Raw genomic sequence first — 15,436 nt, forward strand, 5'->3', positions numbered from 1 at the left:
GGCATCCGTCAGGATGCCTTTTTCTTTTTCGGAGAACCTTTTGGCAAAACTGCATGTCGACCCCCAGCGCCTGCCGGTCGATTCCATCGCCGGCGAACCCGCGCTGCCGGCCGAGCGCCTGGACGCCGGCTGGCTGCGCGCGCGCCTGGCGCATCCGCCGTCCTGGGATCCGGAATTGCCCGAAGACCTGCGCGAGCGCTTCCCGCACCTGCGCCGCGCCGCCGTGCTGGTGCCACTGGTCAAGCGTCCCTCCGGCCTGACGGTGCTGCTGACCCAGCGCACGGCCCACCTGTCCAGCCACGGCGGCCAGGTCAGCTTTCCGGGCGGCCGCGCCGAGGAAGAGGATTCCTCGCCCATCGAGACGGCGCTGCGCGAGACCCAGGAAGAGATCGGGCTGGCGCGCCGCCACGTCGAGATCGTCGGCGTGCTGCCGGAACAGGCGACCGCTTCCGCCTACCTCGTCACGCCCGTCGTCGGCCTGGTCACGCCGCCGTTCGACCTGGTGGCCGAGTCGAACGAGGTGGCCGAGATCTTCGAGGTGCCGCTGGGCTTCCTGATGGACGGGATGAACCACCAGCGCATGTCCTTCGACCTGCCCGACGGGGCGGGGCGGCGCAGTTTCTACGCGATGCCGTACGAGCGCTTCTTCATCTGGGGCGCGACGGCGGGAATGTTGCGGAACCTGTTCCACTTGTTGCGGGCGTAGGACCGGTGTCGTCCCGGTGCAGGCCGGGACCCAAGCTTGCCCGCATCGCGGCGGCGCATGAAAAATTGGGCCCCGGCCTGCGCCGGGGCGACCGCGGTCCTGTCGGAGCGCGGTCGATTGATTCCCCTTGCCTTGTGCGCTATCGTAGCGGGCAATGAAGCCTGGCAACAAATACCGAGGACCCTGAATGACATTCTTCTCCATCCTGTGCGCGCTGCTCATCGAGCAACTCAAGCCGCTGCGCGCGGATAACCAGATCTATGCCGAGATCAAGCGCATGGCCATGCGCATCGAGGGCTGGTTCAATGCCGGCCAGGTCAGCCATGGCCGCATGGGCTGGTTCCTGATGATCGGCGGCCTGATGGTGCCCACGGCGGCCATCTACTGGACGCTGCTGCACTACGGCTGGGTATTCGCCGCGTTTGCCTGGAACGTCCTGATCGTCTACCTGACGCTGGGCTTTCGCCATTACAGCCATTACTTCACCTCGATCCAGTTCGCCCTCAATTCCGGCGACGACGCCACCGCGCGCGCGCTGCTGGCCGAGTGGGCGCGCATCGACACCGTCGGGATGGACGCCACCGAGATCGCCCGCATCGCCGTCGAGAAATCCCTGATCACCACGCATCGCAACGTGTTCGGCGTGTTCTTCTGGTTCCTGATGCCGCTGGGGCCGGCCGGCGCCGTGATGTACCGCGTGGCCGAATACCTGGCGCGCGCCTGGAACGAGCCCGACCACATGCGCAACGAAGCCTTCGGCGAGTTCGCCGCGCGCGCGTTCTACTGGATCGACTGGATCCCGGTGCGCCTGACGGCCATCGCCTTCGCCGTCGTCGGCAACTTCGAGGACGCGATCTACGCCTGGCGCAATTTCGCCGACCGGTGGACCGACGAGGCGCGCGGCATCATCCTGGCCGCCGGCGGCGGCGCCATGGGCGTGCGCCTGGGCACGCCGGCCGAGAACGCGCCGCGCCTGCTGCCCCCGGACGCCGCCACCGTCGACCTGTCCGACAGCGACCCCGACGTGCTGCCGGGCGAGGAGCCGAACGTGCGCGCACTGCAAAGCACCGTCGGCCTGGTCTGGCGCGCACTGTTATTATGGATGCTGCTCCTGCTCTTGCTGTCAGGCGCAGTCTTGCTGGGATAATCTTTCAGTAACGATCTGCGGACCAATTCTTGCTGGGGAGATGATTCCCGAAAGTCAAGTCTCGTCCGCAGGTCTTCTATAAGATATAATACCGGCGTTGTTCTCATCCACGCTTCATGTTTCAGTAAGCCGCACTATGGCCGAGTTACCGCAAACCGGGAAAGAACGCGCCGACGAGTTCATCATTCTCGGCGTTACAAGTCAGGGAAGGCAGTTTCGCCCGAGCGACTGGGCCGAGCGCCTGTGCGGCGTCATGTCGTGCTTCAGGCCGCCCGGTTCCGGCGGGCCGAACGCCCACATCCGGTATTCCCCCTATGTGCATCCCACGCTCGTGGATGGCATCAAGGCCGTCGTGGTCAACAATGCCCTCAAGAATATCGAACCCCTGGCCTATCACTTCGTCGTGAACTTCGCCAAGGACAACGACCTGCAGGTCGTGGACGCCGCCGCCAAGGCCGGCGACAAGGCTTCCTGATACCGACGCTGACGCAGCTTTGATTCATCTCAAAGTTGCGACCTCCCTCCGCGCTAGTCTGGCCGCTTGCCATCCGGAGGACGCCATGCAAGTCGGAACACTCTGCACCATCGACACGGTCTGCTGCGGCCGCGACACCTCCGTCCAGGGCGCCGCCTCCCTCATGCGCGTGCACCACGTCGTCGACGTCGTCGTCGTCGACGATCCCGAGGGCGCGCGCCGTCCCGTCGGCATCGTCACCGATCGCGACATCGTCGTGTCCGTCGTCGCCCTCGGCCTCGACCCGCTCGGCCTGCAGGCCGGCGACGTGATGAGCGACGACCTGCTGGTGGCCGACGAGCACGACGAGGTCGACGCCACCATCGAACGCATGCGCCTGCGCGGCATCCGCCGCGTGCCCGTGGTGGGCGCGGGCGGGCGGCTGGCGGGCATCGTCAGCGCCGACGACCTGCTCGGCTGGCTGGCCGAGGAAATGGAAGCCCTGGCGCGCATCAGCCCGCACCAGCGCCAGCATGAACGTCATACTCGACGGTAATATCATCGTATAAACATTTGCGAGCGTTCCGCGTTTGTCTCTGTTACCATGTTTTATTGCCGTGCAGACAATGACACGGCTCCCTGGACCAGACACAACTACGGAGCACTATGAGCGTGAGGTTTTTCCAGCGCGGCCTGGCCGCGTATGCGATCGTCGGCGGATTGTCGTTCGTGGCGCACGGCGCCGCCTGGGCGCAGAAGGCGCCCGTCCTGCCCAGGGGCGTGACCCTGGGGCCGTCCGTGGAGGGCATTACCGAGTACCGCCTGCCGAACGGCCTGAAGGTATTGCTGTTCCCGGACGCGTCGCGGCCGACGATCACCGTCAACGTCACCTACCTGGTCGGCTCGCGCCACGAGAACTACGGCGAGACCGGCATGGCCCACCTGCTCGAACACCTGATGTTCAAGGGCAGCAGCAAGAACCGCGACATCACGCGCCAGTTCGCCGACCGCGGCATGCAGTTCAACGGCACCACCTCGCTGGACCGCACCAACTACTACGAGGTGTTCCAGGCGTCGCAGGACAACCTCGACTGGGCGCTGCAGATGGAAGCGGACCGCATGACCCGCTCCTTCATCGCCAAGAAGGACCTGGATTCCGAGATGACGGTCGTGCGCAACGAGTACGAGAGCGGCGAGAATTCGCCGACCGGCGTGATGTTCAAGCGCATGCAGAGCCTGGCCTACGACTGGCATGCCTACGGCCGCTCGACGATCGGCAACAAGAGCGACATCGAGAACGTGCGCATCGAGAACCTGCAGGGCTTCTACCGCACCTATTACCAGCCGGACAATGCCGTGCTGCTAGTGGCCGGCAAGTTCGACCCCGACCAGACGCTGCGCGCGATCAGCCGCCTGTTCGGCGCGATCCCCAAGCCCAAGCGCACGCTGCCCGAGTTCTGGACCGTCGAGCCGACCCAGGACGGCGAGCGCAGCTTCGCCGTGCGGCGCCAGGGCGACGTGCAGGTCGTCATGCTCGGCTACAAGATCCCGTCCGGCCTGCACGACGACAGCGACGCGCTCGGCTTCGCCTCGACCATCCTGGGCGACACGCCGACCGGCCGCCTGCACAAGCTGCTGGTGGAAAGCGGCAAGGCCAGCCAGGTCTTCGCCTTCCCGCAGACCGGCTATGCGCCCGGCCTGCAGTACTTCGGCGCCCTGGTCAAGAAGGGCGAGCCGCTGGAACCCGTGCGCGCCGCGCTGACCCAGGCGGTCGAGGACTTCGCGAAGACGCCGCCCACGCCGGAAGAGATGGAACGCACCGGGCGCACCTACCTCAACGAGATCGAGCGCAACCTGGCCGATCCGGCCCAGGTCGGCGTGGCGCTGTCGGAAACCATCGCGCTGGGCGACTGGCGCCTGTTCTTCGTGGGCCGCGACCGCGTGTCCCAGGTCACGGCCGAGCAGGTCGCGGCCGTGTCGAGCCGCTATTTCCGCCGAGATAACCGCGTAACGGGCAGCTTCATCCCCGAGGACGATCCGCAGCGCGCCGTGATCCCGCCGGCGCCCGACGTGCAGAGCGTACTGAAGGACTTCAAGCCGCAGGCCGCGGCCGCGAGCGCCGAGGACTTCGATCCGAGCCAGGCCAACATCATGCGGCGCACCACGTTGACGACGGCCGGCGGCGTCAAGCTGGCGCTGCTGCCCAAGAAGAACCGCGGCCAGACCGTCACCGTCAGCCTGCGCCAGCACATCGGCAACGAGGACAACCTGTTCGGCAAGGGCGAGCTGCCCGGCCTGACGGCGGCCATGCTGATGCGCGGCACCAGCCGCTACGACCGCACCCAGCTGGCCGACGCCTTCGAGAAGCTGAAGTTCGCCGGCAGCCTGACGAATTTCCAGACCACGCGCGAACACCTGCCCGAGGTGCTGAAGCTGGTGGCCCATGTGCTGCGCGAGGCGAATTTCCCGGCCGCCGAGTTCGAGCAGCTGCGCCAGCAGATGCTGGTGGGCCTGGAGTCCAACCGCAACGAGCCGATGAGCGTCGTCTCGCGCGCGCTGGGCCAGCACCTGAACATCTATCCGAAGGGCGACGTGCGCCACCAGAACACGCTCGACGAGGACATCGCTGGCATCAAGGGCGTCACGCTCGACCAGGTCAAGGCCTTCCACCGCGACTACTACGGCACCACGCCGGCCGAGATGGCCATCGTCGGCGACTTCGACGCCAAGGCGATCGCGCCGCTGGTCGACGAACTGTTCGGCGCCTGGAAGGCGGCGATGCCGGTGGCGCCGGTGCTGCGCAAGTACGTGGCCGCCGCGCCGGTGCGCCAGGTGCTGAACACGCCGGAAAAGGAAAACGGCTTCTTCGTCGCGCAGACCAACCTCGACCTGAACATCGACGACCCGGACTATCCGGCGCTGATGCTGGCCGACTACATCTTCGGCGGCGGCGGCCTGAAGTCGCGCCTGATGGACCGCATCCGCCAGAAGGACGGCCTGTCCTACGGCGGCGGCTCGAACCTGCAGGCGGGCGACCTCGACCGCGCCGGCATGTTCGCCGTCAGCGCCATCGCGGCGCCGCAGAACCTGGCGAAGGTGGACGCGGCCGTGCGCGAGGAACTGGAACGCGCCGTCAAGGATGGCTTCACGGCGTCCGAACTGGCCGGCGCCAAGTCGGGCCTGATGCAGCAGCGCGTGCAGACCCGCGCCGAGGACAGCGGCCTGGCGGCCGGCTGGACGTCGTACCTGCACCTGGGACGCACCTATGCATGGTCGGCCGATTTCGAGAAGCGCCTGATGGCGGTGACATTGCCGCAACTGAACGCGGCGTTCCGCAAAGCGGTCGATCCGGCAAAAATGTCAGTGTTCATGGCGGGAGATCAGTCAAAAGCGCAATCCGCTGCCACATCCGCGCGGAAACCTGCACCCTGATTGCAACACTCGGCGGGTTTGCAAAGCGAGGGACTTGGTCAATACCAGCCATGGCGCTATGATGTTGCCTCCAAGCAGTGTTTCTCGAAAGAAGTAAACGTTGCGACAAGTAATGATAAAGGAAGCATCATGAAGGGCTTGACCAAGCAACCGCCGAGCGGGATTTCCTTCGCTGGCAAGGTTGTGCTGGTAACGGGCGCGGCCAGCGGCATCGGCCGCGCGATGGCGCTCGCATTCGGGCGTGCCGGCGCCTGCGTCATCGTCGTCGACACCGCGGTGGACGGCGGCCACATGACCGCCGCGCTGATCGTCGAGGCGGGCGGGAAGGCCCTGTTCGTGAAGACGAACGTGACGGTTGCCCCCGAGGTCGACGCGCTGATCGACAAGGTCGTGTCGCACTACGGCCGCATCGACTGCGCCGTCAACGGCGCCGCCGTCGAGGAAGAGCACCAGCCGCTCGCCGAGGGCGACGACGACCAGTTCGACCGCATCATGACCGTCAACGTGAAGGGCGTGTGGCTGTGCATGAAGAGCCAGCTGCGCCAGATGCTCAAGCAGGAAGGCGGCGGCGTGATCGTCAACGTGGCCGACGCGGCCGGCCTGGTGGCCGCGCCGAACCGCGCCATCTACGCGGCCTCGAAGCACGCCGTGATCGGCATGACCAAGACGGCGGCCGTCGAGTATGCCAAGTCGGGCATCCGCGTCAACAGCCTGTGCCCGGGCGCGGTCAAGACGCCGATGCTGGCGCGCATGCTCGAACGCGATCCGGGCCGCGACAAGAAACTCAAGGCGGCGCACCCGATGGGCCGCATCGCCGAGCCGGCCGAAGTGGCCAGCGCGGCGTTGTGGCTGTGCTCGGAGCAGGCGTCGTTCGTCACGGGCCACCAGCTGGCCATCGATGGCGGGTTGACCGCGATTTAGGGGGCAGAGCCCGGTGTGGGTTTTCAGGGGCTCGGCCCCCGGTTGACACCGCCGGCCTGGTTGTTGCCCTTACCGCGGCTTGTTCCCCATCCGTCCCTTGCCGCGCGCGCTGCGCTGTTGCTGCTGCTGCGTCTTGACGCGGTTCTGGCGCGCCTTGAACAGCGTCTCCGCGTCCTGCTTGGCGCGCTCGAGCGTGCGCATATCCTCGTGGTCGTCGTGGGGCGAAAAGTATTCGGCTTCCTGGGCGTCGACGACCAGCTTGATCGCGGTGTCGTCGTCCAGGTCGTACAGCTCGGTCAGCAGCGTGGCCACTTCGTCGAGGTAGGCTTCGTAGGTCAGGTAGTTCATTGTTGGATAGAGGTGGTGTGCAATGGTGGGCACGGGGTGCCCACCCTACGCATATCGTTGATCGTAGGGTGGGCACCCCGTGCCCACCGGCTTGTCAGGCGGCGCTCAATTCGGCCACGAAATCATACATGTCGCCGCGGAAATAGGAGCGGCAGAATTCCACCGCCTGCCCGTCCGGCAGGAAGCCCAGACGTTCCACGCACAGGCCGGCGTCGCCTTCCTTCGACTGCAGCAGGCGCGCCTGCTCGGCGTTCAGCAGCAGCGCGGACAGGCGCTGCAGCGCGCGCACCGGGCGCTTGCCCGCCGCTTCCAGCGCCTCGTACATCGACACGCCGACCGCTTCCAGCGAGGGCAGGGCGGACGCGGCGATCGTCGCGTATTCGATGCACATCGGCATGTCGTCGGCGTAGCGGATGCGGTTGAAGCGGTACACGGCCGCGCCCGGCGACAGGCGCAGGCGCAGCGCTTCTTCCGGCGTGACCGTCCCTTCCGAGCGCTTGAGCCAGACGCTGCGCGGCGTGCGGCCGCGCGAGCGCATGTCTTCGGAGAACGAGGTCAGCTTGGCGAAGTTCTTTTCGATGCGGGTATTGATGAAATTGCCGGAACCGGCGCGCCGCACCAGCAGGCCTTCCTCGACCAGGCCGTCGATCGCCTTGCGCACGGTGATGCGCGAGATGTCGAGCTCGGTCGCCAGCTGGCGCTCGGCCGGCAGCGCCTCGGCCGGACCGTAGACGCCGCGATCGATCAGTTCGCGCAGCGCCCGTTGCAACTGCTGGTACAGCGGCAGGTTGCTGGTGGCGGACAGGTGCTGCATCAACTGCGCGAGTGGTGACATGCGGAAAACAGTATTGTCGAATATTCCACCGATAATACCAAAAAAGGACCGCTTGCCGCGAGGACGGATACTACGTAGGCCGCCCGCGCGGCGCGGGCAGGTCCACGGCCACGGCCACGGCCACGGCCACGGCCACGGCTACTTGGGCCGCGGATTGGTCAGCTTGCGGTCCGCCTGCAACAGCTTGCCCGAGCGCACGTCCGCGACCGCGGCCGCCACCGTCCGCGCCGCATTCTTCACCTCCTGCTGGAACGCCGTGTCGTTGTCCAGCGTGTCGTGGCTGTCGGCATACGATTCGTAGTAGCCGACGTAACGGTCGAGCAGGGCGGTCGGACCGGCGTCGACCAGGCCCATCCAGTCGAGCCAGTCGGACAGCGAGCGGCGGGTCGACTCGATGCCGGCGACGTCGCCGTGCACGACCACGCCGTACACGCGGCCGGCCAGGTGCTTCGGGTAGTCCCAGTCGGCCTCCATGGCCTTGGCTTCCCCGGCTTCCTTGCCGTGGGTCGAGCTGGGATCCGGGTTGCCGCCGTCGGCGCAGACCAGGCGGTCGATCATCAGCTTGAGCACGGACGGCGACTGGTACCAGTAGGTCGGCGTGAAAATGATGACGCCGTGCGCCGACACCCATTGCTCGTAGATCTCGCTCATCCAGTCGTTGACCTGGTGCAGCGAGTGGTTCGGGTAGCAGCTGCAGGGCCAGTGGCACAGCGGCATGGCGGTCGAGACGCAGCCCTTGCACGGATGGATGTGGCGGTCGTAGTCGGACGTCAGGCGCGACAGGTCGAGCACGTCGACGTCGATGCCTTCGCCGGTGAGCAATTCCTCGCACATCTTGACCAGGCGCCAGGTCTTCGAGATTTCGCCGGGGCAGCTGCCGTCGTTGCGGGCGGAACCGTTGATCAGGAGGATGCGGCTGCGCGTCGCGGGGTCCTTCTGGCGCCGTTCCGCGTCCAGCAGGCGGTCGCGCGCGGCCTTCCATTCGACCGACAGGTCGTAGTCGGGATCGGCGAAGCCGGGGCCGGCCTTGACGGTCAGCGGCGCCTTGTGCGAGTTCACATACGCCTGCCAGGCGACCTCCTCGACGGCGGCCAGTTCCTTGCCCACGGCCTCGTAGGCGGGGTCGAAGAAGTTTCGGGAAAACACCAGGCGGAATTCGTCGCGGTTCAGCTTCGCGGGCGCCTGTCCTTTGCGTACGGTGGTCATGGACGGCCTTTCGTTGGGGGACCGTCCGATTATCGGCAGGCGGGGAAACCCAGCCGGTACGGCAGTTAACATTGAAAAGAAAAAAGCGGTTCAGGCCGCGAAACCTGAACCGCTTTCCGGGGCATGCCGCCCGCGCTTACTTGGCCGCGAGCGTGCCGCCGGACGGATGCTTTTCGAGCAGGATCCAGTACTTGGCGATGTCCGACAGGCCGGTGCCGGCCTTGACGGTCTCGAAGGTCTGGATGGCCTGGTCCTTCTTGCCGGCGCGCGCATAGGCCATGCCCAGGCGCAGCTTGGCTTCGTCCGGCACCTTCAGGCCGCCCTTGGCGATGCCCTGCTCGATGAAGGCGATGCCCTTGTCGAACTGGTCCATGGTGACGTAGGCCCAGCCCAGGTTGACGAGGCCGGCGCCGTTCTTCGACTTGGCGGCCGAGGCTTCGCCGGCGGCGATGTTCTTGGCATCGTCGGCCGCGCCCTTGGTGGCGCGGTCGCGCAGCTGGCGGTGCGCGCCGCTGTTGAGCACGCCGGCGGCGAAGCCGGCGTCGACGACCTTCTTGGCTTCGGTCGGGAAACCATCCTTCAGCGCCAGCTCGGCCAGGTCGACGTAGCCTTCCGGCGACATCTGCTTGACGGCGGCGAACTGCAGGCGCAGCACGTTGGTGTCGTTGGCCTGGTTGTAGCCCGCCTTGCGGATGATGCCGCGCGAGATCAGGTCGGTCCAGAAGTCGTCGCTCGGATAGAAGGCGGCCAGCTTTTCCAGGCCTTTCACGTAGGCGGCGTCGTCCTTGACCTTCAAGGCGGACGAGGCGTACACGCGCAGGTCTTCCTGGGTCGGGGTCTTGCCGGCCTGTTCCTGGGCGTCCAGCACCGGGCCCAGCAGCTTCAGCGTGCTGGCGTAGTCGCCGCTGAAGTAGTAGGCGCGGATCAGCGAGGTGTTCACGGCGTCGGACTTGTCGCCGTTCGCCTGCATCTGCTTGAACATCTCGATCGCCTTCGGATAGTTCTTGGCGTTGAAATAGGTCGTGGCCAGGGCCTGGGTGAAGTTGGCCTTGTCGGCTTCCGGCAGCTTGCCCGAGGCGAGGATCGCTTCCAGGGCCTGCGTCATCATCGGCTCGTTGCTGGTGGCGCTGGCCAGCGACAGCTTCATGCGGTTGACCACGTAGGTTTCGTACGGGGTCTTGTCCGGGAACGCGTCGGCCTGGGTGACGCGGTTCTGGATTTCACCGTAGTTCTTCGCGTCCATCAGCGGCTTGATCTGGGCCGGGTCGAGCAGCTTGAACAGGTCCGGGCGGACGGTGTCCTGCGGCGGCTGGGCGGCGGCGGCCGGGGCCGCATCCTTGTTCTGCGCCGAGGCGCCGTGCATCAACGCCGGGGCGGCGTTCAGGCCGATGGCGGCCAGCATCAGGGCAAGGCGGGCAAAACGGAACTGGGACATGAATAATCCTCTCTTAGAGACAAAAGAATGCACCGGCCGCGCGACTGCGGACAGTGATGAATCTGCCAACATGGACAAAGCGTGCATTGTCCCACAAAGTGCCATTTCCGGCGCGCCCATTGTGCCCCAGCCGTGGCGCGCACGGCTGCGTCGTTACAATGCGTTACCGCGGTCCGCCCGGCCGCGGTCAGAAGCCCGGTACCGGACAGCGCCCCGTGGCCTCGATGGCGCCGGCCAGCCAGTCGTTCACGGCGTCCAGCGCCGGCGGCGCGAAGCCGTAGGTCATCAGGGCCGGCGCGTCGATGTCCAGCGCCTGGTAGGGGTTCCACAGCGCCAGGTGCAGGTCCGGGCGCCAGGTGGCGCGCGCGTGCGGGCCGTAGCGGCGGCGCGCGGTCGAGGCCAGCACCGTGAAGCGGTCGTCCTGCGGCAGCGCCGCCCAGTCGAATTCCTCGGCGTCGGCGAAGGTCACCAGTTCCACGTCGTACAAACGGCCCAGCGAGCGGGCGATGGCGGCCGCCGGCACGCCCGCTTCCGACACGCCGTCGCTCGTCACGTCCTGGCGCGCCACCAGGCGCAGCCTGGCGCCCGGCGCCGGCCGGGGCGGCGCGCCGCGCGCCGTCAGGCCGCGGCGCCAGGCCTGCGCCACCAGGGCGCGGTCGGCGTCCTGCGCGGCATACGTGCCCGCGGCGTTGCCGATGCCCGGATGGCGCGCGGCCAGCGCGTCCAGGCGGCGCAGGCGCGCGCGCACCTCGTCCGGCGGCAGGCGGCCGTCGTCGATGGCGGCGGCGATCGCGTCGAGCGTCTCTTCCTGCGTCGCGCGGCTGCCGATCGCCATCACCATGTCGGCGCCGGCCAGCAGCGCGTTGACGGCCGCTTCGCCGGCGGCGTAGCGGCGGGCGATCGCATGCATGTCCATGCCGTCGGTGATGATCACGCCCTCGTAGCCCCAGCGCGAACGCAGCAGGTCGTGCAGGATCGCGCGCGACATCGTGGCCGGATTGGCCGGGTCGAGCGCCGGGTAGACGATGTGCGCCGTCATCATGGCCGGCGCCGTGGCCGCGGCCGCGCGGAACGGCGCGAACTCGAAGCGTTCCAGTTCCGCCAGCGGCTTGTCCACCGTGGGCAGGTCGCGGTGCGAATCGACGTGGGTGTCGCCGTGGCCGGGGAAGTGCTTGACGCAGCAGGCCACGCCCTCGCTCTCGCTGCCCGCCATCCAGGCCAGCGCCAGCGCGCTGGCCTCCTCTGGCTCGGCGCCGAAGGAGCGCTCGGCGATGACCGGGTTGCGCGGATTGTTGTTCAGGTCCAGCACCGGCGCGAAGTTCCAGTTGAAACCCATGGCGCCGATCGCGCGCGCCACCGCCGCGCCGATCGCGCGCGCCAGTGCCGGGTCGCCGGCGGCGCCCAGCGCCATCGCCGACGGCGGCGGCGGCACCCACAGCGCACGCACCACGGCGCCGCCTTCCTGGTCGAGGGCGACCAGCGCGTTGTCTCCCATCGCCGCGCGCAGGGCGCCGGTGAAGCCGGCCAGCTGGGCCGCATCCTGCATGTTCTGGCGGAACAGGCAGGCGCCGCGGATGCGGTTGGCGCGGATGAAGGCGGCCGTGTCGTCGTCGAGCGCGGTGCCGAACAGGCGTATCATGACCAGTTGGCCGGCGAGTTGTCTGGAGTCGTTCATCGTGCGGGAGTCTTGGTGCGTTGTGATGGGTTCCGCAGGGTGGGCATTCGAGGCCGGGGGCCTCGAATGCCCACCCTGCGGATACCTGTACTGGAATGTTCTCTCAATGGGTCCTGGTGACCTTGTTCAGGTGGCGCGGCTTGTCCGGATCGAGCCCGCGCGCCGTCGACAGGTGCGCCGCCATCACGTAGAAGGCCTGGATCGCGACGATCGGATCGAGGTCGGGGTGGCTCGCCACCGGCAGGTCGAGGTCGCGCGAGGGCACGTCCTGCGGCGCGGCCAGCAGCACGCGCGCGCCGCGTCCGCGCATCTCCTCGGCCAGGGCGACCAGGCCTTCCTGGGCCGGTCCGCGGGTGGCGAAGATCAGCAGCGGATAGCCTTCGTCGATCAGTGCCATCGGGCCGTGCTTGATCTCGGCGCCGGAGAACGCCTCGGCCTGCAGCGCCGAGGTTTCCTTGAACTTGAGCGAGGCTTCCAGCGCGATCGGGAAACTGATGCCGCGCCCGACCACCATGATGTTGCGCGCCGGCGCCAGCACCTCGATGGCCTTCGACCAGTCGACCTGCGCGGCGCGGCGCAGCGCGTCGGGCAGGGCGGCCAGCGCATCCTGCAGCTGGCGGTCCTGCTGCCATTCGGCGACCAGGCGCGCGCCGGCCGTCAGGCTCGCGATGAAGCTCTTGGTGGCGGCCACGCTGCGTTCCTTGCCGGCGCGCAGCGGCAGCGCCCATTCGGCGGCGTCGGCCAGCGGCGAGTCGATCTCGTTGACCAGCGCGACGGTGGTGGCGCCGCCGGCGCGGAAGTAGCGGATCGGCTCGACCACGTCCGGGCTCTGGCCCGACTGCGAGATCGAGACGGCCAGCGTGCCCGCGGCCTGCAGGGGCGCCTTGTACAGCGTCACCAGCGACATCGGCAGCGAGGTTACCAGGCGGCCCAGGCGCGACATGATCAGGTAGGCGAGGTAGTTCGAGGCGTGGTCCGAGCTGCCGCGCGCGACCGTGACGGCGCTGTGGAAGTTCGCCGCCCGCAGGTGCCGGCCGAGTTCCGCGTAGCGTTCGACGTCGTTCGACAGTTGCAGGGCGACGCAGTCGGCCGCGGATACGGCTTCTTCAAGCATCATTGAGGTCACGCGCTTCTCCTTCGATGTAGACGGCTTTGAGGTTCAGGTTGCGGTCGAGGACGACCAGGTCGGCGAAGCTGCCCGGCGCGATGCGTCCGCGCCGGGTCTCGCCCAGGTAGTCGGCGGCATTGGTCGAGACGCGGCGCGAGGCGTCGGCCAGGTCGAGGCCGATCGCCACCAGGTTGCGCAGCGCCTGGTCCATGGTGAGGGTGCTGCCGGCCAGCGTGCCGTCGGCCAGGCGCACGCCGCCCATGCACTTGTGCACGACCTGGCGGCCCAGCATGTAGTCGCCGTCGGGCATGCCGGCGGCGGCCGTCGAATCGGTGACGCAGTACAGGTGCGGGATCGCGCGCAGGGCGACCTTGATCGCGCCCGGGTGCACGTGCAGCAGGTCGGGGATGATCTCGGCGTACTGCGCATGCGCCAGCGCCGCGCCGACCATGCCGGGATCGCGGTGGTGCAGGCCGGGCATGGCGTTGAACAGGTGGGTGAAGCCGGCCGCGCCGTGCTCCAGCGCCCTGACGCCGTCCTCGTAGGAACCGGTGGTGTGGCCGACCTGCACGCGGATGCCGGCATCGGCCATCTGGCGCACCAGGGCCAGGTGGCCGTCGAGCTCGGGCGCCACGGTGATCAGGCGCATCGGCGCCTGGGCGTCGAAGCGCTTCACCTCGTCCATGCTGGCCGCGCGCGCGAACGGCGGCTGGGCGCCCAGCTTGCCGGCATTGATGTACGGGCCCTCCAGGTGCACGCCCAGGATGCGCGCTTCTCCCTTGCCGCGCGCCTTGCAGGCGGCGCCGATCGCCGCCAGGGCGCGGTCGATGTCCTCGGGCGGCGCCGTCATCGTCGTGGCCAGCAGGCTGGTGGTGCCGTGGCGGGCGTGCAGGCGCGCGATCGCGTGGGGCGCGTCGCCGCCTTCCATCATGTCGCGCCCGGCGCCGCCGTGCACGTGCAGGTCGATGAAGCCGGGCAGGATGTAGTCGTCGCCGTTGGACGCCGGATCGGCGCCCGTGCCTTCGATGGCGCCGACGGTGCCGTCGCTGGCGTCGATGCGCAGGCTGCCGCGGATCCAGCCGTGGGGAGTCAGGATATTGCCTTGCATGGGTGGTGTCGCTCCGGGTGTCATTCGATGTGGTGGGCCAGGTACAGCTCGATCATGCGCAGCGCGCCGGCGGCGGAATCGCCTTCCGGGGCATGGGCGCGCGCGGCCAGTTCCGGCGGCAGCCAGGGGCGCAGCGCCAGGCCCAGGCCGCCGCACAGGGCCAGCGGCAGCGCGCCGTCCGGATCGAGCGCGCGGGCGATGGCGGCCACTTCGCGGCCGGCGTCCGCCAGGATGGCGCGCGCGACCGGGTCTTCGGCATGCTGCAGCACCAGCGGGGCCAGGCTGGCATAGGTGGTCTGGGTGGCGTTGCCGAGCCAGACCTGGATGGCGTCGCGGCGTGCGCCGCAGGCCGCGACCAGGGCGTCGGAGAACGCGCCGGGCGCGCGCCGGCCGTCCAGCACCTGCTGCATGTGGTTGATGGCGCGCAGGCCGATCCAGCCGCCGCTCGCCTCGTCGCCGGCCGGGAAGCCCCAGCCGCCGACCTCGCGCCGCCCGCCGTCCGGCAGCAGCGCTTCGCCGACGCTGCCGGTGCCGATGGCGACGATGGCGCCGGGGCGCCCGCCGTGGGCGCCCATCAGCGTCGTGAACGCGTCGGTCTCCAGCACCAGCGCCGCGTAGCCGCGACTGGCCGCCGTGAATTCCTGCGCCCACTGCTTGTTGTGCACGCCGGCCAGGCCCAGGCCGATGGCCATGCGCGCCGGTTCGGGACGGTCGATGCCGAGGGTCGCGAAGGCCGCCTCGATGGCGCCGTCGATCGCGGCCCAGGCGCGCCCGATGCCCAGTCCGAGCCCGGACGGACCGCCGCTGCCCTGGGCCAGGTCGTCGTGCGCGCGGGCGCCGTCGAGGGGAACCGTGCGGGGCGCGTTGGCCGCGATGCGTACGCGCGTGCCGGTGCCGCCGCCGTCTACGCCGATGAGATAGTCGATCATGGAATGATGATGTGCCGGAGAAGGTCAGCGCACTATAGGAGCGCCTGGTGGGCTTGTCAACAGGTATTCAAGTGGTATTGTCATCCACCCCAACCCCGTCGGGAACTGGTATCGTACTGCTGAGTAGAAGCG

The 15,436-nt window shown here is 68.3% G+C and carries 14 protein-coding genes; 6 read left to right on the forward strand and 8 right to left on the reverse strand.

Annotated features, from left to right (window positions below; all coding sequences use genetic code 11):
• Positions 1–13: 13 nt before the first annotated feature.
• The 6 genes from QZ749_RS12210 (at position 14) to QZ749_RS12235 (ending at position 6,660) form a co-directional block, all read left to right on the forward strand.
• The gene (locus QZ749_RS12210; protein WP_296947038.1) at positions 14–706 is read left to right on the forward strand and encodes a CoA pyrophosphatase; all 693 of its coding nucleotides are present in this window, start codon (positions 14–16) and stop codon (positions 704–706) included.
• Between the two features lie 187 nt (positions 707–893).
• Positions 894–1,853 carry a CobD/CbiB family protein gene (locus QZ749_RS12215; RefSeq protein ID WP_296947040.1) on the forward strand — a complete coding sequence of 320 codons (960 nt, stop codon included), beginning with the start codon at positions 894–896 and terminating at the stop codon, positions 1,851–1,853.
• Positions 1,854–1,989: 136 nt separating this feature from the next.
• Positions 1,990–2,328: a DUF3579 domain-containing protein gene (locus QZ749_RS12220; protein ID WP_296947043.1), complete on the forward strand. Its 339-nt coding sequence runs from the start codon at positions 1,990–1,992 to the stop codon at positions 2,326–2,328.
• 85 nt (positions 2,329–2,413) lie between these two features.
• Entirely contained in the window at positions 2,414–2,863 is a 450-nt protein-coding gene (locus QZ749_RS12225) for a CBS domain-containing protein (RefSeq protein ID WP_296947045.1), read from the forward strand.
• 110 nt (positions 2,864–2,973) lie between these two features.
• Positions 2,974–5,739 carry a pitrilysin family protein gene (locus QZ749_RS12230; protein WP_296947047.1) on the forward strand — a complete coding sequence of 922 codons (2,766 nt, stop codon included), beginning with the start codon at positions 2,974–2,976 and terminating at the stop codon, positions 5,737–5,739.
• Between the two features lie 129 nt (positions 5,740–5,868).
• Positions 5,869–6,660, forward strand: a complete 792-nt coding sequence (locus QZ749_RS12235; protein ID WP_296947050.1) for an SDR family oxidoreductase — start codon at positions 5,869–5,871, stop codon at positions 6,658–6,660.
• A 69-nt stretch (positions 6,661–6,729) separates the two neighbouring features.
• On the opposite strand, the gene QZ749_RS12240 is transcribed toward QZ749_RS12235, so the two are convergent.
• The 8 genes from QZ749_RS12240 to QZ749_RS12275 all read right to left on the reverse strand — a co-directional run bounded on the left by QZ749_RS12240 (position 6,730) and on the right by QZ749_RS12275 (position 15,304).
• Positions 6,730–7,008 carry a hypothetical protein gene (locus tag QZ749_RS12240; protein ID WP_296947052.1) on the reverse strand — a complete coding sequence of 93 codons (279 nt, stop codon included), beginning with the start codon at positions 7,006–7,008 and terminating at the stop codon, positions 6,730–6,732.
• 94 nt (positions 7,009–7,102) lie between these two features.
• Positions 7,103–7,843, reverse strand: a complete 741-nt coding sequence (locus tag QZ749_RS12245) for a GntR family transcriptional regulator (protein WP_296947055.1) — start codon at positions 7,841–7,843, stop codon at positions 7,103–7,105.
• A gap of 138 nt (positions 7,844–7,981) precedes the next feature.
• On the reverse strand, positions 7,982–9,049 hold the full coding sequence (locus tag QZ749_RS12250; protein ID WP_296947058.1) for a flavodoxin family protein: 1,068 nt from the start codon (positions 9,047–9,049) through the stop codon (positions 7,982–7,984).
• A gap of 136 nt (positions 9,050–9,185) precedes the next feature.
• Complete coding sequence (locus QZ749_RS12255; RefSeq protein WP_296947060.1) at positions 9,186–10,484, reverse strand: tetratricopeptide repeat protein; 1,299 nt, start codon at positions 10,482–10,484, stop codon at positions 9,186–9,188.
• 187 nt (positions 10,485–10,671) lie between these two features.
• Positions 10,672–12,159 (reverse strand): glycoside hydrolase family 3 protein, encoded by a 1,488-nt coding sequence (locus QZ749_RS12260; protein WP_296947062.1) that lies wholly within the window; start codon positions 12,157–12,159, stop codon positions 10,672–10,674.
• A 103-nt stretch (positions 12,160–12,262) separates the two neighbouring features.
• A complete protein-coding gene (locus QZ749_RS12265; protein ID WP_296947064.1) occupies positions 12,263–13,276 on the reverse strand; it encodes an SIS domain-containing protein in 1,014 nt (337 codons plus the stop codon).
• Positions 13,266–14,375: an N-acetylglucosamine-6-phosphate deacetylase gene (gene nagA / locus QZ749_RS12270; RefSeq protein WP_296947067.1), complete on the reverse strand. Its 1,110-nt coding sequence runs from the start codon at positions 14,373–14,375 to the stop codon at positions 13,266–13,268. Before nagA ends, QZ749_RS12265 begins: the two co-directional genes overlap by 11 nt.
• A gap of 20 nt (positions 14,376–14,395) precedes the next feature.
• Positions 14,396–15,304, reverse strand: a complete 909-nt coding sequence (locus tag QZ749_RS12275) for a BadF/BadG/BcrA/BcrD ATPase family protein (protein WP_296947070.1) — start codon at positions 15,302–15,304, stop codon at positions 14,396–14,398.
• Positions 15,305–15,436: the final 132 nt, after the last annotated feature.

This window comes from uncultured Massilia sp. (assembly GCF_913773735.1).
Classification (GTDB): Bacteria; Pseudomonadota; Gammaproteobacteria; order Burkholderiales; family Burkholderiaceae_D; genus Telluria.

Bases quoted from the DNA above. Each gene is read 5' to 3' on its own strand.
- QZ749_RS12210 (WP_296947038.1), top strand. From the start codon at position 14: ATGCCTTTTTCTTTTTCGGAGAACCTTTTGGCAAAACTGCATGTCGAC.
- QZ749_RS12215 (WP_296947040.1), top strand. From the start codon at position 894: ATGACATTCTTCTCCATCCTGTGCGCGCTGCTCATCGAGCAACTCAAG.
- QZ749_RS12220 (WP_296947043.1), top strand. From the start codon at position 1,990: ATGGCCGAGTTACCGCAAACCGGGAAAGAACGCGCCGACGAGTTCATC.
- QZ749_RS12225 (WP_296947045.1), top strand. From the start codon at position 2,414: ATGCAAGTCGGAACACTCTGCACCATCGACACGGTCTGCTGCGGCCGC.
- QZ749_RS12230 (WP_296947047.1), top strand. From the start codon at position 2,974: ATGAGCGTGAGGTTTTTCCAGCGCGGCCTGGCCGCGTATGCGATCGTC.
- QZ749_RS12235 (WP_296947050.1), top strand. From the start codon at position 5,869: ATGAAGGGCTTGACCAAGCAACCGCCGAGCGGGATTTCCTTCGCTGGC.
- QZ749_RS12240 (WP_296947052.1), bottom strand. From the start codon at position 7,008: ATGAACTACCTGACCTACGAAGCCTACCTCGACGAAGTGGCCACGCTG.
- QZ749_RS12245 (WP_296947055.1), bottom strand. From the start codon at position 7,843: ATGTCACCACTCGCGCAGTTGATGCAGCACCTGTCCGCCACCAGCAAC.
- QZ749_RS12250 (WP_296947058.1), bottom strand. From the start codon at position 9,049: ATGACCACCGTACGCAAAGGACAGGCGCCCGCGAAGCTGAACCGCGAC.
- QZ749_RS12255 (WP_296947060.1), bottom strand. From the start codon at position 10,484: ATGTCCCAGTTCCGTTTTGCCCGCCTTGCCCTGATGCTGGCCGCCATC.
- QZ749_RS12260 (WP_296947062.1), bottom strand. From the start codon at position 12,159: ATGAACGACTCCAGACAACTCGCCGGCCAACTGGTCATGATACGCCTG.
- QZ749_RS12265 (WP_296947064.1), bottom strand. From the start codon at position 13,276: ATGATGCTTGAAGAAGCCGTATCCGCGGCCGACTGCGTCGCCCTGCAA.
- nagA (WP_296947067.1), bottom strand. From the start codon at position 14,375: ATGCAAGGCAATATCCTGACTCCCCACGGCTGGATCCGCGGCAGCCTG.
- QZ749_RS12275 (WP_296947070.1), bottom strand. From the start codon at position 15,304: ATGATCGACTATCTCATCGGCGTAGACGGCGGCGGCACCGGCACGCGC.